At 66.2% G+C, this 18,224-nt stretch carries 17 protein-coding genes; 6 read left to right on the forward strand and 11 right to left on the reverse strand.

Annotated elements, in window-relative coordinates:
• Both ACCC94_RS18105 and ACCC94_RS18110 read right to left on the reverse strand, forming a co-directional pair.
• Positions 1–818 (reverse strand): sugar phosphate isomerase/epimerase family protein (locus ACCC94_RS18105; RefSeq protein ID WP_413350874.1); only part of this gene is annotated, 818 nt, incomplete at its 3' end.
• A gap of 529 nt (positions 819–1,347) precedes the next feature.
• Positions 1,348–2,247: a LysR substrate-binding domain-containing protein gene (locus ACCC94_RS18110; protein ID WP_413350875.1), complete on the reverse strand. Its 900-nt coding sequence runs from the start codon at positions 2,245–2,247 to the stop codon at positions 1,348–1,350.
• A gap of 184 nt (positions 2,248–2,431) precedes the next feature.
• On the opposite strand from ACCC94_RS18110, the gene ACCC94_RS18115 reads away from it, so the two are divergent.
• The 5 genes from ACCC94_RS18115 (at position 2,432) to ACCC94_RS18135 (ending at position 8,439) form a co-directional block, all read left to right on the forward strand.
• Complete coding sequence (locus tag ACCC94_RS18115) at positions 2,432–4,054, forward strand: 5-guanidino-2-oxopentanoate decarboxylase (protein ID WP_413350876.1); 1,623 nt, start codon at positions 2,432–2,434, stop codon at positions 4,052–4,054.
• Positions 4,055–4,413: 359 nt separating this feature from the next.
• Positions 4,414–5,517 carry an ABC transporter substrate-binding protein gene (locus ACCC94_RS18120; protein ID WP_413350877.1) on the forward strand — a complete coding sequence of 368 codons (1,104 nt, stop codon included), beginning with the start codon at positions 4,414–4,416 and terminating at the stop codon, positions 5,515–5,517.
• 101 nt (positions 5,518–5,618) lie between these two features.
• Complete coding sequence (locus tag ACCC94_RS18125; RefSeq protein WP_413350878.1) at positions 5,619–6,527, forward strand: ABC transporter permease; 909 nt, start codon at positions 5,619–5,621, stop codon at positions 6,525–6,527.
• Complete coding sequence (locus ACCC94_RS18130) at positions 6,524–7,369, forward strand: ABC transporter permease (RefSeq protein ID WP_413350879.1); 846 nt, start codon at positions 6,524–6,526, stop codon at positions 7,367–7,369. The genes ACCC94_RS18125 and ACCC94_RS18130 overlap by 4 nt, the downstream gene beginning before the upstream one ends.
• A 14-nt stretch (positions 7,370–7,383) precedes the next feature.
• Positions 7,384–8,439: an ABC transporter ATP-binding protein gene (locus tag ACCC94_RS18135; RefSeq protein ID WP_413350880.1), complete on the forward strand. Its 1,056-nt coding sequence runs from the start codon at positions 7,384–7,386 to the stop codon at positions 8,437–8,439.
• A gap of 55 nt (positions 8,440–8,494) precedes the next feature.
• Here the strand turns inward: ACCC94_RS18135 and ACCC94_RS18140 are convergent, their stop codons facing one another.
• Positions 8,495–8,938 (reverse strand): tautomerase family protein, encoded by a 444-nt coding sequence (locus ACCC94_RS18140; RefSeq protein ID WP_413350890.1) that lies wholly within the window; start codon positions 8,936–8,938, stop codon positions 8,495–8,497.
• A gap of 96 nt (positions 8,939–9,034) precedes the next feature.
• On the opposite strand from ACCC94_RS18140, the gene ACCC94_RS18145 reads away from it, so the two are divergent.
• Positions 9,035–10,000: a GlxA family transcriptional regulator gene (locus tag ACCC94_RS18145; RefSeq protein WP_413350881.1), complete on the forward strand. Its 966-nt coding sequence runs from the start codon at positions 9,035–9,037 to the stop codon at positions 9,998–10,000.
• A gap of 121 nt (positions 10,001–10,121) precedes the next feature.
• Here ACCC94_RS18145 and ACCC94_RS18150 read toward each other — a convergent pair whose 3' ends face one another.
• The 8 genes from ACCC94_RS18150 to ACCC94_RS18185 all read right to left on the reverse strand — a co-directional run bounded on the left by ACCC94_RS18150 (position 10,122) and on the right by ACCC94_RS18185 (position 18,026).
• Entirely contained in the window at positions 10,122–10,565 is a 444-nt protein-coding gene (locus ACCC94_RS18150; protein WP_413350882.1) for a hypothetical protein, read from the reverse strand.
• Positions 10,566–10,635: 70 nt separating this feature from the next.
• Entirely contained in the window at positions 10,636–11,019 is a 384-nt protein-coding gene (locus ACCC94_RS18155; RefSeq protein ID WP_413350883.1) for a RidA family protein, read from the reverse strand.
• A 107-nt stretch (positions 11,020–11,126) separates the two neighbouring features.
• Positions 11,127–12,545: an aldehyde dehydrogenase family protein gene (locus tag ACCC94_RS18160; protein WP_413350884.1), complete on the reverse strand. Its 1,419-nt coding sequence runs from the start codon at positions 12,543–12,545 to the stop codon at positions 11,127–11,129.
• 12 nt (positions 12,546–12,557) lie between these two features.
• Positions 12,558–13,601, reverse strand: a complete 1,044-nt coding sequence (locus ACCC94_RS18165) for a homoserine dehydrogenase (RefSeq protein WP_413350885.1) — start codon at positions 13,599–13,601, stop codon at positions 12,558–12,560.
• Between the two features lie 208 nt (positions 13,602–13,809).
• Positions 13,810–14,247 (reverse strand): Lrp/AsnC family transcriptional regulator, encoded by a 438-nt coding sequence (locus ACCC94_RS18170; RefSeq protein ID WP_413350886.1) that lies wholly within the window; start codon positions 14,245–14,247, stop codon positions 13,810–13,812.
• Entirely contained in the window at positions 14,244–15,629 is a 1,386-nt protein-coding gene (locus ACCC94_RS18175; RefSeq protein WP_413350887.1) for a threonine synthase, read from the reverse strand. Before ACCC94_RS18175 ends, ACCC94_RS18170 begins: the two co-directional genes overlap by 4 nt.
• A gap of 19 nt (positions 15,630–15,648) precedes the next feature.
• Positions 15,649–16,539, reverse strand: coding sequence for a LysR substrate-binding domain-containing protein (locus tag ACCC94_RS18180; RefSeq protein ID WP_413350888.1), 891 nt, complete (start codon positions 16,537–16,539; stop codon positions 15,649–15,651).
• Between the two features lie 47 nt (positions 16,540–16,586).
• Complete coding sequence (locus ACCC94_RS18185; protein ID WP_413350889.1) at positions 16,587–18,026, reverse strand: amino acid permease; 1,440 nt, start codon at positions 18,024–18,026, stop codon at positions 16,587–16,589.
• Between the last annotated feature and the right edge of the window lie 198 nt (positions 18,027–18,224).

The raw sequence follows: 18,224 nt of genomic DNA on the forward strand, positions 1-18,224 counted from the left end.
CACCCGCGGCCTATTGCGGCGAGCGCTCTGGCGGGGGGGGGGGGGGCCCCCCCCGAGGGTTGGGGGCCCCGGCCTGGGGGGGGGCAGGGGGGCCCGGGCCCCAGGGGGGAGTGATGGCCCGGCGATGGGCCGGGCGCCCGGGGGGCGCGCCACACGGCTTCCCAGTGCTGCTGGTGGAAGGCCAGGGCCTTGGCGTATTCCGGCGCGCCGGGGTGCGGCACTTGCGGTCCCTGGTCGTAGCCGACGCGGGCCTGGATGTGCTGCACGCGCTCGACGAAGGGCGCGAGGTCATCGGCGGGGTCGTCGAGCAGACGCTCGCAGACCACCACCCAATGGCTGATGTCGGTGGTGAAGCGCAACTCGGGAACCTGGCGGATCAGTTCCAGGGTCACCCAGGGGCTGTACAGCGAGCGGGCGCGGTGAATCTCGAAGAGGCAGGTCAGTTCCTGCGCGGCGGCCAGCTCCAGGGCGCGGCCGAAGAAGTCGACCTGCGCAGCCAGCGACCAGCGATCATTGCCGGCCAGGGTGTTGACCAGGCGCGGCGACAATTCGGCGGCGTAACCCAGCTTGCGCTGCAGGTCGTCCAGGTGCACCTGCGGGCTGGCCGACTGGTCGGGCAGCACGTCGTGGGCGGTGAACAGGGTCGCGATGTAGGGCACCCCTTCTGCTGCCAGCAGCCGTGCGTACTCGGCACGCAGGGCGGGTTCCAGGGGCAGGCGCGCTTCCAGGCCATCGAAGCCGGCCTCGCGCAGTTCGGCGATGGCCTGCGGCCAGCCACGGGTATAGCCCCACAGGGTGCGGAAGATTTCGAGTCGCATGAACGAACTCCGGACAGGGTGAACCGCGCCGTCGGGCACGGCGAAGCAATCGGCAGGAGGTTCAGCGCACGGGCGCGGCGGCTGAGGGCGTCAGTCGGCGAAACGAATCGGCGGACGTTGGGGAGGAGGTCGAGCGGGAGAACTGCGCAAGGATGGACATGGTGATATTCCTCTGACAGACCGCTTTGTCGCGGGCCTGTACTCGCCGATTGTTGTTGTGCGCCAGGCGTTTTGTCGCCGGGCTTTGGCAGTAAGGAACAACAGCACGGCCGGAGCTTTTCAGGCGCTCCGGTCCGCGTAGACCAAGACCTCTGCGGCTTGGCGTGACTGCAGTTGTCGCAGCTTGATGCGCCAGGAAAAATAGCCCGATGCAAATAATTACTTCAGATTTTTCGAAAGTAATTTTTCTAGAATGACGTGGGATTTCGCGCGGCGAAAGGCAGCGTCGAAAGGGCTTCCAGATCAGGGCGCCTTATTGCCAGTGACAACCGGGATCGCCTCAAAAAGAATGTTCGGCGCCGAAGCGGCATCAGGCAACCGGCGGCTCGTCTGGCTCATCGGCTTGCCGCAACAGCCAGTCGATCAGCTCGCGCAATTGCGGCGACGTCTCGCGGCGTTCGGGATAAACCAGGTAATACGCCGCACCGGTGCGAACCTTCAGCTCGAAAGGCGCAACCAGCCGCCCGGCGCGAAGGTCGTCGCCGATCAGCGCCCAGTCGCCCATCGCTACGCCGGCCCCCTGGGTAGCCACTGAAACGGCGAGGTCCAGGGTGTCGAAGTGCTGGCCCTTGCCCATGTTGCTGACCCTTGTGCCGGCCGCGGACAGCCAGGCTTCCCAGTCGCGCTGGTCGCGGGTCGGGTGCAGCAGCATGTGCCGCTCCAGGTCCTCCAGCGCGCCAAGGGGCAGCGGGCCGTGGAGCAGTTGCGGCGCGCAAACCGGCGTCAGTTGCTCGTCGAACAGCCGGTGGCAGGCCGGGCCGTCCTTCTTCTGCACGCTGTAGACCACCGCGGCGTCGAACTCCTCGCTACGAAAATCCACCGAGTGCTGCACGGTGGTGGTCAGTTCCACCGGCACATCGGGACGCTCGGCCTGCCATTGCAGCAGCCGTGGCAACAGCCAACGCATGATGCAGGTGGGCGCCTTGAGCTGCAGCGCCTCGCGCTTGCCGCCGACCTCCTCCACCGCCTCTTCGATCAACGCGAACACCTGCTGGATGCGCGGCAGCAGTTCGCGCCCCTGGGGCGTGAGGGTCAGGCCACGCGCCTGGCGCTGGAACAGCGTATAGCCCAGATGGCTCTCCAGACCGGCGATCTGCCGGCTCACCGCCCCCTGCGTGATATGCAGCAGGCCGGCCGCGCGGGTGAAGTTGCAGCATTGCGCGGTGACCAGGAAGGTATGCAGGGCAGGCAGAGGGGGTAAGCGCTTCATCGGGGCTCAGGCATGAGGTGAAGACATGCCTAGTATGACAAATTTTGGTTTGTCAGCGCCCTCGCCCGACAGGTCCAATGCCGTCTCCCCGCGCGCTCCCCGCCCCTGCCTGCCGGCCCGGTTTTCCGGGCGGATACACCGCGATGGCGCGCCGGACCGACGACCCACAATAAGGATGAAGTCCATGGCCACATGCGGCGAAGTACTGGTGAAATTGCTCGAAGGCTACGGCGTCGAGCAGGTGTTCGGCATCCCCGGCGTGCACACCGTGGAGCTCTATCGCGGGCTCGCCCGCTCGAAGATCCGCCACGTCACGCCGCGCCACGAACAAGGCGCCGGCTTCATGGCCGACGGCTATGCACGCACCAGCGGCAAGCCCGGCGTGTGCTTCATCATCACCGGCCCGGGCATGACCAATATCGCCACGGCCATGGCCCAGGCCTATGCGGACTCGATTCCCATGCTGGTGATCTCCAGCGTGCAGGCGCGCAGCCAGCTCGGCGGCGGCCGCGGCAAGCTGCATGAGCTGCCCTCGCAAAGCAGCCTGATCGCCGGTTGCAGCGCCTTCTCCCACACCCTGATGTCGGCCGCCGAGCTGCCGGCCGTGCTGGCCCGCGCCTTTGCCCTGTTCCAGGCCGGCCGGCCGCGTCCGGTGCATATCGAGATTCCCCTCGATGTGCTGGTGGAAGACGCCGATGCGCTGCTGTCGAGCCAGCCGGTCCGCGTATCCCGCGCTGGCGCAGCGCCCGAGGCGGTGACCGAGATGGCTGACCTGCTCGCCAACGCACGGCGTCCCCTGATCCTTGCCGGTGGAGGCGCCGTCGATGCCGGAGCAGCCTTGCAGCGCCTGGCCGAGCGCCTGCAGGCGCCGGTGGCGCTGACGATCAATGCCAAGGGCCTGCTGCCCTCGCAGCATCCCCTGCTGATCGGCTCGACGCAGTCCACCGACGCCGCGCGCGAACTGGTCAACGAGGCCGACGTGGTACTCGCGGTCGGCACCGAGCTGGGCGAAACCGACTACGACGTGACCTTCGCCGGCGGCTTCAGGATTCCTGGCGCACTGCTGCGCATCGATATCGATCCCGACCAGACCGTGCGCAACTATGCGCCGCGAGCCGCTCTGGTGGCGGATGCCGGACTGGCCCTGGAAGCCCTGCTGGGCGCCGTGGCAGGCCGGGATCTGGCGGTCGATGCGGAGCATTGGGGCGGCCGCCGCGCCGCCAGGGTGCGTGAAGGGGTGTTGGCCACTCTGGATGACAACCTGCGTGCCCAGACCCGCTTCCTGCGAGCTGCGCTGGAGGAGCTGCCCGAAGCAGTACTGGTCGGCGACTCGACCCAGCCGGTGTACACCGGCAACCTGACCCTGGACCTTGAAAAGCCACGACGCTGGTTCAACTCCTCGACCGGCTACGGCACGCTCGGCTACGCACTGCCAGCCGCCATCGGTGCCTGGCTGGGCGACGACACGCGACGCCCGGTGCTGTGCCTGATCGGCGACGGCGGGCTGCAGTTCACCTTGCCGGAACTGGCCAGCGCGGTGGAAGCACACGTCCCGCTGATCGTCCTGCTGTGGAACAACCACGGCTACGAGGAAATCAAGCGCTACATGGTCAATCGCGACATCGAGCCGGTCGGCGTCGACATCTACACCCCCGACTTCGTCGGCGCGGCCAGGGCCCTGGGCTGCAAGGCGCATCGCGCCGGCGACGAAGCGGCGCTGCGAGCCGCGCTGCGCGAAGCCAGCGCCTGCTCGTTGCCGACCCTGATCGAGATCGACCAGGCGACCTGGATGAGCAGCCAGGGCTGACCCGTCCCTCTCCCTGCCGCACCCGGGCGGCAGGGATCTTTCCGGGGAATTTCCCCGCCACGCGCCGGCTTCACGGCGCGGTTTTTTTCGTGGAACCGCTCTGTTGCGGGCCTTTCAGGAAAGGTCTGCGGCCCGCTCATGGGCGCACGCCAGCCATGCATGCAGGACATGGCTTCGATGACATTTTTTCGATTGTTGGCGCCACGCGCAGGTCGCAGGATGACCCCGCCGAACAGCCTGCGCCTCCCGGATTACGGGGCCGCCAGGCGAATCCGGCAAGCGGGTGGCGACAGCCCCGACCTCCCGCCACACACCCGAGACATTCCTAAACAAAAGCGATAAGAGCAAAGGAGTCCCCGATGGGCGAGCGTGATTTCAGCAGAAGGCAATTCATCAAAACGGTAGGCGCGGCTTCGGTGGCCGCGGCTGCCCTGTCCATGCCGTTCATCCGGGCCAGCGCCAGCGATAACCGCTTCCAGGGCAAGACCCTGCGCCTGCTCACCTGGTCCGACGACACTGGCCTTGCGGCGCTGCGCAACATCGCCGCGACCTTCGAGGCCAAGACCGGCGCCAAGGTAATCGCCGACCGCACCGGCAGCACCTCCGAGATGGTCGCCAAGCTCAAGGCCGGCGGCGACCGCCCGCAATACGACGTCATCACCCTGGCCGGCGTCGGCGCCGAGGGCCTGGCCAGCGCCGGGCTGCTGGAAAAACCCGACCTCAACCGCATCCCCAACCTCCGGGACGTACCGGCGAAGTACCAGACCGGCGCCGACGGCCACGGCATCGGCTACCTGCTGTGGTGCAACAGCCTGGTCTACAGCACGCGCACGGTGAAGGACGTGCCCGACAGCTACGCGGCCCTGTGGGACGAGAACTACGCGGGACGCCTGTTCCTGCCTCCGCCGAACTGGACCGAGGCGATGGACCTGATCATCATCGCCGCCAAGCTGGCCGGTGGCGACGAACACAATATCGAGCCCGGCTTCAAGAAGCTCGAAGAGCTCAAGGACCGGGTCATGACCCTGGGCGAGAACCCCAACCAGATCGCCGAACTGTTCCGCACCGGCTCGCTGGATATCGGCGGCCTCTACGCGCCGGCGTTCTTCCCCAAGCAGATCCGCGACCCCCAATATGGCCTGGGCGCCACCTTCGGCATGAAGGAAGGTTTCTACACCGACCTGATGCTCTCGGTGCTGCCGAAGAACCGTCCGGGCGACACCGACCTGGCCCACGCCTTCATCGACCACTCCCTCGACCCCCACGTGCAGGGCAAGATGGCCGAGGACATCTTCAACGGCCCGGTCAACGCCAAGGCGGTCATCTCCGCCGAAGCGCGCAAGAGCCCCTACATCCTCACCCCGGAGCAGATCGCCGAGAAGGCGATCATGCACGACAACGCCTTCCTCTCCACCGTCCATGACCAGTGGATCCGCCGCTACACGGAAATCTTCTCTTCCTGATGCAGCCATGGCCGCCACGGCGGCCATGAATCGTCGCGCGCAAGTGGCCGGAACCCCCTGCGCACGATGCGGACATTCTCCGTTCTGACGAGAGACGCGATATGCAATCGAGCAATCCGACCCGCCCGGTCGGCGTGGCGCCCCTGCGCCCGGCCCGGGCGTTTTCACCGACGGCGCGTGCCTGGCTGTTCCTCACGCCGTCCCTGTGTTTCCTCATCGTGCTGATCGCCGCCAGCCTGCTGGTGGTGCGCATGAGCGTCGGCGAGAAAGGCGCCGAATGGACCGGCTTCAGCCTGGCCAGCTATGCGCAACTGCTGCAGCCCTACTACCTCAAGTCGCTGTTGCTGACCTTGCGCCTGGCCTTCGTCAGCGCATTGATCGCCGTGCTGCTGGCGATCCCGGTCGGCTACAGCATGTCGCGCCTGCAATCGCCCCTGCTGCGGCGGCTCTTCCTCGCCGCCGTGCTGCTGCCGCTGCTGGTCAACCTGCTGCTGCAGAGCTACGGCTGGCTGGTGATCCTCGGCCCGGCGGGCATGCTCAACAAGGCCCTGCTGGCCCTGGGCCTGATCAAGCGCCCGGTGATGCTGCTGTACAACCAGAACGGCGTGCTCATGGGGCTGGTGCAGACCGCTTTCCCGCTTGCCGTGCTGCCCATCGCCAGCGCCATGCGCGGTATCTCGCGCAGCTACGAGGAGGCCGCTGCGACCCTGGGCGCCAGCCGCTTCCAGGTGTTCCGCCAGGTGGTGCTGCCCATGAGCCTGCCGGGCATTCTCACCGGCGCCACCCTGGTATTCGCCTACAACGCCAGCAGCTTCGTGGTCCCGCTGCTGTTGGGCGGGCGGCGCGTGCCGATGCTCGCGGTGATGGTGCATGACCAGATCGCCCCGCTGATGAACTGGCCGGCCGCCTCCGCCGCCGGCGTGGTGCTGATTGTGACCACCCTCGCCATCATGACCCTGTCGGAGGTCGTCACCGGCCGTCGCCGGCGCATCCTGGAGGCCTCGCAATGAGCAGCCCGTCCCGCCGCCAACCCACCCTGCCGGGCGACACCGGGCGCTTCGCCCTGGTGCTCTCCGGCATCATCCTGCTGCTCGCCGTGCTGCCGATCCTGACCATGATCGTGATGTCCTTCAGCGGCGCGGCGAACCTCGACTTCCCGCCCAGCAGCTACAGCCTGCAGTGGTACCAGGCGGCCTGGCACACCTTCGTCTCGCCCGACGCCAGCGACGTGCTCAGCCTCGGCAAGGCCCTGACCACCAGCCTGCTGGTGTCCTGCCTGACGATGGTCCTCGCCACCCTGGTCGCGGTGCCCGCCGCCTACGCGCTGACCCGCTGCGAGTTCCGCGGCAAGGCCGTCGCCCTGCAACTGATGTCGCTGCCGCTGGTGTTCCCCATGGTGGTATTGGGCCTGGCCCTGCTGCTGGTATTCGACAGCCTGCCGCTGCACCTGGATACCTCGCGCCTGGTCATCGCCCACGTGATCCTCGCCCTGCCCTTCGTAGTGAAGAACTGCACGGCGGCCATGATCGCCATCGGCAGCGAGGTCGAGGAAGCCGCGCAGATGCTCGGCGCCGCGCCGCTGCGCGCCATCGTCGACGTGGTCGTGCCGCTGATGCGCTCGGGCATCCTCGCCGGGATGCTGCTGGCCTTCATCGTCTCGTTCAACGAATTCACCGTGACCTACTTCCTCTACAACATCGACGTGATGACCGTGCCGATCTGGATGTACAGCCGCACCGTGTCCTCGCTCGACCCCACTGTTTTCTCGTTCGCCGTGCTGATCGTGCTGATCGACTTCGCCCTCATCTGGGCGCTGGAGAAGCTGGTTGGCGAAGGCGGCGTGTCGTTCTGATTCGAGGTGAAGAAATGAATGGACTGAAACTGCAGAACGTCGAGAAGCACTACGGCTCCGCCTGCGCCGTGAAGGACGTGAACCTGCTTTTGCCGCAGGGCAAGCTGGTCTGCTTCCTCGGCCCCTCCGGCTGCGGCAAGACCACCCTGCTGCGCATGATCGCCGGTCTGGAAAGCCTCAGCGGCGGCGAGATCCTGCTGGACGGCGAGGACATCAGCCAGGTGCCTGCGCACCAGCGCAATTTCGGCATGGTGTTCCAGTCGCTGGCGCTGTTCCCGCACATGACCGTCGGCGAGAACATCGCCTATCCGCTGAAGCTGCGCGGTGTCGGCAAGGCCGAGCAGCAGTCACGCGTCACCGAGCTGCTGCAGCTGATCCAGTTGCAGCAGATGGTCGACCGGCCGGTGGCCAAATTGTCCGGGGGGCAGCGCCAGCGCGTGGCAATCGCCCGCGCCATCGCCTCGCATCCCAAGCTGCTGCTGCTCGACGAGCCGCTGTCGGCGCTTGACGCCAAGCTGCGCGAGTCGATGCAGGTGGAGATTCGCCAGCTGCAGCAGCGCCTGAACATCACCACCATCATGGTCACCCACGACCAGCGCGAGGCCATGACCATGGCCGATGTCGTGGTGGTGCTCGGCGAACACCGCATCCAGCAGGTCGGCACGCCGATCGAGATCTACCGCAACCCGGCCAACGCCTTCGTCGCCGACTTCATCGGCTCGGGGAACATCTTCACCGCCACCGCGCTGGGCAACGGTGTGGTCGGGTTACCAGGCGGCGCGGCATTGAATGCAGCGCATTGCCCCAGTATCCAGCCAGGCGCCAGCGTGCGCATGCTGGTGCGCCCGGAAGACCTGCAACTGTCGACGGAGCCAGTGGCGGCGGCCAATCGGCTGGACGGAACCGTGACCTTCATCCGCGACATCGGCGCGACCATCGAGACCACCGTGCAGTGTTCCGGTGTCTCGCTGACCGCCCTCAGCATGCCCTGCCATGACATGGGCCTGCGCGTAGGCCAGGCCGTGTCGGTGACCATTCCGGAGCAGGCCTGCCGCGTCCTCGGCGCCTGACGCTGCCGCGCCGGCGGCTGGAGAGCCGTCGGCGCGGATTGCCCTGGAAGGTCTTCTAGACACCGGGCTGGAGATGCGCATAGCCGGCAGCACGAGTGAAATCAGGCAAGCGCCAGAGTCTGCCATTCGCCCCCCATGTGCCATCGGCGATGTCGGTCAGCTGGATCGAAGTCATCAGCATCCGGCCCTGGTCAGCGCATTGCTCGATGGCCTGATGCAGACCCAGCACATACTCGCTGCGCATCTGCTCATCCAGGACGCCGGCGGGCACCATGACCGTAACAATGCAGGGAATGGCCTGCGCCTGCACGTTCGCGCCCCCGCACAGCCAATCGGCAGATCGAACTTCCTCGATGAGTACCCAGCACAGGCTGCGCTGCCGTGGGTCGTCGCCTATACGCTCATGCGCGATGGCGGCTTCGCTGACTTGTTTCAACAGCAGCTCACGTTGCGGCTCGCTGAAGGCGCCGGTGGGCACCTTGATCAGGATATTGGGCATGGAAAAAACCTTGGCGATGGATTGAGCCGCTATTGGACCGGGTCGTCGCCCCTCGCAAAAGTGTCCGATCCGTCCTCTTTCGAGCATAATCAGCCAATGCATGATTTCACCATCCTGGTCGTACCCGGAGCGTTCGCCTCCAGCGTGGCCTCTACTCTGGACATCCTTGCCACTGCGGCAACCGTCGGTGAGCGGCTCGGCCTGGCCACCCCTCGCTGGAGGATCTGCGGTCCGCAATCGGGGCCGGTCCCGCTGGGTCATGGCTTGCAGCTGCAGGTGGAGCCGATGGAAGAAAGCGCCGATGACCATTCCTGCTGGGTCATACCGGGCATCGGCGTCAGTGACGTCGATTCGCTCAAGCGGCGCCTCGGGGAGCCCTGGTCGGCGCCATTGATTTCTGCACTGAACCATCACATCTCGACTGGCAAGGAAGTGGCCGCCTCATGCTCGGCCGTCTTTCTTCTGCAAGCGGCCGGGCTGTTGAGTGGCAGGAAAGCGACAACCTCCTGGTGGCTGGCACCGCACCTGCAGGCACTCGCACCGGACTGCCGCGTAGACCCGGACTTCATGGTGCTGGCGGATCCGCCCCTGACTACCGCAGGTGCCGCCTTCGCCCAGACCGACCTCATGCTGCACCTGCTCCGCCGGCGCCTTTCTCCCGAAATCGCCGACGCGGTGGGCAGGGCTCTTCTGCTCGACCGTCGCCAACTGCAGTCGCCGTTCGTCATCCCCGCCGTGCTGGTGCAAGGCAATGCCCTGATCTCCCGCCTGACCGTGCAGATCGAGCAATCGCTGCCGGAGCTCGTGGGAGTCAAGGCACTCGCCGCGAGTGTCGGCATGTCCGAGAGGACCCTGTCGCGTCACGTCCACAAGGCGACGGGGCACTCCACTTCGCAACTCATCCAACGGGTGCAGTTGAACAAGGCGCGAGCGCTTCTCGAGTCCGGCCAGTATTCGGTGCATGCAGTCGCGGCGCAGGTCGGCTATCAGGACCCAACGGCTCTCCGGCGCCTGATGCGCCGTCTATTGAATGCGACCCCGCGACAATTGCGCCGTCACTGATCAGCTCGCAGACCTGCCACTCCAGCACGTCCCCGCGAGGTCGGAAGTGGACGTCGGCAGGGCGGGGGCCGGCCAAATGCGGACGTCCAAACGCAGAATCATCCACCAATACACTGAAAGATCACGGGGACAATTCGACCAAACATGTTTTGACTTCAACCACTCCCATCGAGAGAAGCATGTAACCGGCTGCCGCACGTAACGGCTGCCATGGCTGCTGCTCAAAGACCTCTCGATCATGGCAGGGAAGGTTTAGCTCGTTTATCGCGAAGCACAGCTCCCAGACTCGATCGAGCTGAATCCTGAACTCATCGGGCAACGCAGCTCCACAGATACTGATCGCATCATGAACGAGCAACATGTGCGACGACCATGTCTCACATATGGGGCAATCGGGAATAATCTCTCTCTGCACCGCTGCGTCCGCTGCAAGAAATTCAAGCGCACCAACGAGCCTGGAAATTGCAGCAATTTTTCCCTGCTGCTCAGCGCCGTACCATTGCCATAACAGGTCTGAAAATCCCTCCATTTCCTGCCCGTCCATATACGCGAAAATAGAAATCATATCTTATGGCATTGGTCTGAAAGCACCCATTAGGTGGCCGCTACGGGTCGGAAGTAGCCCCTCGCCAACGCTACCTCCCAGCCGAAACCAGACCTCGATCATCGGTAGCGCCCTCACGCACCGCAAACACCTGCACCTCTACCAGGTACCCCTCCCCCAGGTCTGTCCCGACGCACGCCCGGGCCGGCTTCGGATAACCCTGCAGCCAGGCGTCGTAGATCTCGTTGACCTGATCGAAGTCGTCGTAGTTCGCTATCCAGATCTGTACCCGGGTCAACCGCTCCTTGCCGACAGCCGCCTCGACCATCAACGCGTCAAGGGTCGCCAGTACCTGCCGCAGTTGCCCCCGGACATCCTCGCGCGTGTCGTCCGCCACCACCCCGGCGGTTTCGAAAACGGCACCGTAGCTGACCGCCAGGGACATTCGCTTGCCCGATGCATAACGCGTGATCATCGATCATTTCCCTCCTTCGAAGCAGAGTCGGAAAAAAGCACCGGGTGGCGCGGCGAGCGGACCCACCCGGTAAAATTGACGGCCGTGAAGGCTCGTCTCCCGAAACCTCAATCGAGCTGGTTGATGCACACCACCTTGGGCTGGGTCATGTCCTCGTAGGCGAAGCGCACGCCCTCGCGGCCCAGGCTGCCGTACTTGGAGCCGCCGAAGGGCATGGCGTCGAAGCGATAGTCCGAGGAATCGTTGACCATCACTCCACCGGCCTCGATGCGTCGCGCCAGGCTGAGCGCCTTCGCCAGATCACGGGTGAACAGCCCCGCGTGCAGGCTGTACTCCGGCGCGTTGGCGAGGGAAATCGCCTGTTCCAGATCCTCGAATGGCGCCAGCATCACCACCGGCGCGAAGACCTCCTCGCGCCACAGTTGGCTATCCGCGTCGACGCCCTCCAATACCGTGGGCGCATAAGCGGCCCCCTGGCGCTGGTGGCCGCAGAGCAGGCGGGCCCCCTCGCCCAGCGCCTGGTTCACCAGATGCTCGGCCCGGCGAGCCGACGCTTCGGTGATCATCGGCCCCATATCGGTTTCGCGCCGCCCCGGGTCACCCAGCACCATGGCGCGAGTCAGTTCGACGAAACGCTCGCGGAAGGCCGCATAGATCGACGCATCGACAAGGATCCGCTGGGTCCCGATGCAGTTCTGCCCGGCAGCCCAGAAGGCGCCGGAGACGCAGGACTCCACGGTGGCCGCGAGGTCGCAATCCTCCAGCACCAGCACCGGGGCGTTGCCGCCCAGGTCCATGGCGAGCTTCTTCAGGCCGGCATCGCGGGCAATCTGCTCCCCGGTCGCGAAACCGCCGGTGAAGGAGATCATGCGGACCTCACGCACGGCGACCAGGGCCTTGCCCAACTCCACGCCGCCAGTCGCCACCGTCACCACGGACTCGGGCAGACCGGCCTCGACCAAATACTGCACCAGCTTGAGCGCGGACAGCGGCGCCAGCTCGGACGGCTTGAGGATCACCGCATTGCCGCCGGCGATCGCCGGCCCCAGCTTGTGGGCCACGAGATTCAGCGGATCGTTGTACGGGGTGATGGCCAGGATCAGCCCCAGGGGTTCACGGGTGAACCAGCCCTGGCGAGACTCCGAGCCTTCGTAGGCATCGAAGGGCACCACCTCGCCGGCGTTGCGACGGGCCTCCTCGGCGGAGAGCTTCAGCGTATTGATGCAGCGCTTCACCTCCTTCTCCGCCTGGCGCAGGGTCTTGCCCGCCTCGTCGACGATCAGGCCGGCGAAGTCCGCCGCGTCCCGCTCGATGAGCTGGGCGGCGCGTTCGAGGATGCTCGCGCGGCGATGACGCGGCTGCGCCGCGCTATCACGCACGCCCTGGCGAGCAATCGCGAGCAGGCGGGGAACATCCTGCGCGCCCAGGTTCGGAACACTGCCTACCAGCGTGCCATCGAAGGGGCTGACCACGTCGATCCGGGTAGGCTCGGGTACGGAGGAAAGGGAAACGGAGGACAGGCTCATGGGCTTCACTCCTCAGGCCTGACGGCTGGACGCGTGGAGGGCGACGATGTCCGAGAGCAACGCGAAGGCGGTCTCGATGCGACCGGCACCAGGGCCGGAGACCGTCACCGCGCCCAGCAGTTCGGTGTCGAAGGCCACGGCGTTGGTGGCGCCGGAAATACCCACCAGCGGGTGCCAGCTCGGCAGCAGGCGGGCCTCCACACCGGCATTCACCGAGCCATCGGCGTCGCGGCGGGCGGAGCCGATCAGCTTCCAGCGCGCCCCCGCCTCACGGGCCTGCTCGATATCCTTGCCACTGATGCCGCTGATTCCGCCACAGGCTACATCGCTGACCTGCAGGTGCGCGCCGAGCAGTTCGTTGGCGAGGATCACTACCTTCAGGCGCACGTCGTGGCCTTCCACGTCGGCCGTCGGGTCCGCCTCGGCGTAGCCCAGCTCTTGCGCCTTGGCCACGGCGTCGGCGAAGCCAAGCCCTTCTTCCATCCGCGTCAGGACGTAGTTCGAGGTCCCGTTGAGGATGCCTTCGAACCCGCGGACGCCGGAACCCGCCAGAGTCTGCCGCGCCAGGCGCAGCACCGGCGTGCCGCTCATCACCGAGCCTTCGTATTCGAACGCCACGCCATTGGCCTTGGCCAGGCGCTTGAGCGCTTCGCCGTGCAGGGCGATGGGGCCCTTGTTGGTGGTGACCACGTGCTTGCCCGCTTCCAGGGCCCAACGGCAGAAGGTCGCCGCCGGCTCACCGTCCTTCGGATTGGTGAAGGTGGCCTCGGCGATGATATCGGCCCCGGAGTGTTTGATCACCGACTCGTTGAAGGCTTCGGCGGTGCCTTCGGGCAGCTGCGCGAAGGCGCCCTTGACGGCCGGGAGCGCGGCGAGGGTGGCGGCGTCCAGGCCATTGCGGTCGACCACCGAGCCGAGGAACAGGTCGGTGACGCCAACGATCTTCAGGCTGAAGCCCAGTTCCTGCTGCCAACAGGCATTGCGCTCGGCGATCAGTTGGGCCAGGGCGCGGTTCACACCGCCAAAGCCCACGAGGGCGATCTTGTATTCGGTCATGGTTTGCCTTCCTTCTCAGGCGGTTGTTCGATGTCGATCAGCCTAAGAGCCGGGCCATGCCAGTTGAATATGGCAAAGCGCTGTATTTATTGGGCAATCTGACCAGCACCAGAGCGGCATGAACGCCAGGCGCAGAATGAAAAACGCCGCCCGGAGAAAGGTCCGGGCGGCGTGTTTTTTCCAGCAGGTTACGGCCGGCCTGGCCGGTTCAGATCACGGTGGAGAGCACGAACGAGGTCACCGTGTTCTCGACACCCGGCATCGCCGCGATCTCTCGCCAGACGTGGTGCACCCGTTCCGGGCTGGCGGCTTCGACACGCAGCATCAGGTCGAACTCGCCGCTGAGCACTTCGCACTGCACGATCTCCGGGATCGTCCGCAGCGCCGCGAGCACCGCCTCGCCACGCATGCGGTCGTAGCGATAGACGAAGATCACCGCATTGATCAGCGACGTGGGACGTCGGCCCTCGCCCACCCGCAGGGTGTAGCCCTGGATGGCGCCGTCACGCTCCAGGCGCTCGATGCGCTGGCGCACCGCATTGCGCGACAGGTTGACCTTGAGCCCCAACTCCGCATGGGCAATGCGCGCGTTGGCGGTGAGTTCGGCGAGGATGCGCTCGTCCAGGGGGTCGAGGATGCGCTTCATCGGCCGGCCCGCATCTGTGCCAGCACCTCGTGCAGCCCCGCCAGGTCATCGCGCGCCAGCAAGGCCCCGCAGGCCTCCTGGCCAGCGGGCGACGGCACGGCTCCGTGCCAGGCGCCCAGCTCCGCCAGCAGCGCCGCCGACTTCTCCGGCGCGAATTGTCCCAGGGTCACGATGGGCGCGCCGATATTGCGCCGATGCAATCGCCCGGCATAGGCGCCCGTCGCGGTATGCGGGTCCACCGCGCTGCCGGTCTCGCGGAACAGCGTGACGATCTCATCGCGGATCAGCCCGTCGTCCACGGCATAGGAGTCGAACAGCATGCGCGCCTGCAACCACTGGCGGTTGCCGATGCTCAACTCGCCACAGTCGTCGAAGTGCTCCATCAGCGTCCGCGTGGCTTCACCGTCGCGCTCGTACAGCTCCCAGACGAAACGTTCGAGATTGGAGAACAGCGAGAAGTCCATGGCGGGCGACAAGGTACGGCTGGCCGAACCCCTGCTGTAGCGGTTGCAATGGATGAAGCGGTGCAAGGCATCATTGCGGTTGGTGGAGACGATGATCTGGTTGATCGGCAGGCCCATCTTCTGCGCGATGAACCCTGCGTAGATCTCGGCGAAGCTCGCCGCCGGGATGCTGAAGCCCACTGGACGGATACCGCCACCCAGCTGCAGGGCCGCGTGGAAGTAGAAGACGATCTGCGCCAGCACGCCGATCCAGTTGGTCGAGTTGAAGCTGATCGGGATCAGCTCGGGGCACGGCCACGCACGCAGCAACCGGGACGCCAGCGACTGGCAATCGTCGAAGCTGCCATCCACGGCAACACAGCGCACGCCGTCGGAATCGGCACTGCGCATCACCGCCGAGCGATCCGCCGGCGTCCCGGCCAGTGGATAGAGCGCCAGCAGGCGCGCCGTCGGGCAGTGCCCCAGGGCGTCGATGGCCGCCACGGCGGTATCGCCATTGCTGGCCCCGACCAGTACCGCCCGCTCGCACTCCCGGCCCAGGAAGTGCCGGATCAGCCGCGCCTGCAATTGCGCGGCGAAGTCCTTGGAGGAACGGGTCGGGCCGTGGAACAGCTGCAGGACCCACTCGTTGTGGCCGATCTGCTGCAGCGGCGCAATGGCGCGATGGCGAAAGCCCCGGTAACTGTCGCTCACCAGCGCCCGCAGGCTCGGCTCGTCGAGGGTGTCGCCGACGAAGGGCGCGATCACCCGCCAGGCCAGTTCGTCGAACGGCAGCCAGGACCAGCCTGCGATCTCCTGCGCACTGAATTGTGGCAGCGACGCCGGCACGTAGAGCCCGCCGTCCGCGGCGAGACCGGAGAGCAGCGCCGTGCGAAAGTCCACGCTTGTGTCGGTGCCACGGGTGGTTGTGTACTGCATCGTCACTCCAGATGGGTATTCAGGTCTGGCGGTGAACCATGGTCACCAGCCAGGTGGCGAAGGCCTGGGCGTCCGGCGACAACGCCTGCCCCAGGCCACGCACCAGGTAAAACGACTCGCTGGCCTCGATGCGCTGGGTGAAGGGCGCTACCAGCCGCCCTTCCTGCAGCAGGTCCTCGGCCAGCGGCGAGCGCGCCAGGGCAACGCCCAGCCCCAGCTCCGCCATGCGCAGGGTGGAGACCAGGGTGTCGAACTGCATGCCGCTGGAATAATCGACGTCGTCCGCGCCCGCCCGCTTCAGCCAGTAGCCCCAGCCCTCCTCATAGCCCAGCACATGCAGCAGCGGCAGGCTCGCCAGATCGCGCGGCTCGCGCAGGGGCCGGTCTACTATCAGCGCGGGCGAACAGACCGGGACCAGCAGGTCCCAGGTCAGCCGCTGTGCCTCGACACCCGGCCACTGCCCGCTGCCCCAGCGAATCTCCAGGTCGTCCTCGGCATCGAGCTCCTTGACCCAGAGGTTGCTGATGTAGCGGATATCGATCTGCGGGTGGGCGCGGCGAAACTCGGCCAACCGGGGCGCCAGCCAGAAGTGCAGGAACGAAAGGCTGCCCCGCACCTTCAGGGGCCGCCGCTGGCGCTGCCCGAAGATTTCATTGGTGCCCACCGCCAGCCGGCTGATGGCGTCCTGCACCACCGGCAGGTAGGACTGCCCCTCCTCCGTCAGCCCCAGCCCGCGAGGCAGGCGCTTGAACAGCGCCACCCCGAGCTGGCTCTCCAGCTGGCGGATCTGCTGGCTCACGGCGCCCTGCGTGAGGTGCAGCTCGTCCGCCGCGTGGGTGAAGTTCAGGTAACGCGCCGAGACCTCGAAGGCGCGAAGCCAGTTCAGGGGGGGCAAGGCTTTCTGGCTCAACGGCGACTCCTCATGGCAACTGTGCAAGCGGCCTAGTATCGCGCTGCTCAGGCAACCTCGGAACCACGCCCCACGACATCCAGCGACATCTGACGACGCTCCCGCGCCTTACGGGTCAGCCAGAACACGAAGTAGCACCAGGCGATGAAGGGCAGGCCGAAGTACAGGGCCACGCGCTGGGCCGGGTCGAAGGCGATGCCGACGCAGGACAGCACGCAGCAGAACAACGCGGCCAGCGGGACGAGGGGATAACCGCGCACGCGGAACTTCAGGTCCTCGACCTTGCCGCCGTTGGCCAGGTAGTGGCGGCGGAAGGCGATCTGGCTGGCCGCGATGCTCATCCACACCACCACCACCGCCAGCCCGGAAATCGACACCAGGGCGAGGTAGATGGTGTCCGGCGCGAAGACGCTGCTCAGCAAGGACGCCATGCCGCCGGCCATGCTCAGGACGATGGCGTTGAACGGCGTGCCCCGGCGCGACAGCGACGCATAGCTGCGCGGCATGTTGCCCTGGTCGCTGAGCGTCCAGAGCATCCGCGCGGCCGCATAAAGCCCGGAGTTGGCGGCGGACAGCAGCGCAGTGATGATGACGAAGTTCATGATGTCGGCGGCGTAGGGAATGCCGATCATCTCGAAGACCATCACGAACGGGCTTTCCACCACGCCCGCCTGTTCACGCGGCAACAGGGTCGCCAGCACGAAGATGGTGCCGACGAAGAACAGTGCCAGGCGCAGCACCGTGGTGCGGATGGCCTTGGGCACGTTCTTCTCCGGGTCACGGGTCTCGCCGGCGGCGATACCGATCAGTTCGGTCCCGGAGAAGGCGAAGGACACCGCCAGCAGAGTCATCGCGATCGACCAGAAGCCCGTCGGGAACAGCCCCTCGCGGGTGAAGTTGCCCAGCCCGACGCTGTGCGCCTGCTTGATTTCGAAGCCGCCGAGAATGGCGCCGCCACCCACCACCAGGAAGGCGATGACCGCCAGCACCTTGACCAGCGACAGCCAGAATTCGGTTTCGGCGAAGGTCCGCACGGAAACGATGTTGCTGATGAACACGGCCGCCCCGAACAGCGCGCTCCAGATCCACACTGGCGTATCCGGGAACCAGCGCACCATGAGCATGCCGGCGGCGGTGAACTCCGAACCGATGGCCACCGTCCAGGTCAGCCAGTACATCCAGGCCACCGTGTAGCCGGTGCCCGGTCCCAGGTAGCGGGTCGCATAGCTGCTGAAGGAGCCGACTTCGGGCATCTGCACGGCCAGTTCGCCCAGGCACATCATGACCAGGTAGACCATGATCGCGCCGATGACATAGGCGATCACCGCGCCCAGCGGACCGGCCTGGTTGACGGTGTAGCCCGAGGTCAGGAACAGGCCGGTTCCGATGACGCCGCCCAGCGCCAGCATGACGATATGGCGGGTCTGCATATCCTGCTTGAAGGCATGCGCCGGAGCATTTTTGCTTGTTGTTGTCTGCGCGGACATTGTTGGACTCTCATGAAAGTTGGCGGGCAAGGACGTCGCGACGACCTCGTCTTGGCAGAGCGAATCGGATTGCCTTGCGTCTTGTTGTTGTTCGACTTCATGAAGTGGGGCGCCGCCCCCCCGCCGGGGGGCCCCCGCCGGGGGCAGGGGGCGGTGGAGGAGTGCGCAGGGCGCGCGACGCCGGGCCCCCCGGGGGCG

The sequence above is a fragment of the Pseudomonas sp. Pseusp97 genome (assembly GCF_047304025.1).
Classification (GTDB): domain Bacteria; phylum Pseudomonadota; class Gammaproteobacteria; order Pseudomonadales; family Pseudomonadaceae; genus Pseudomonas.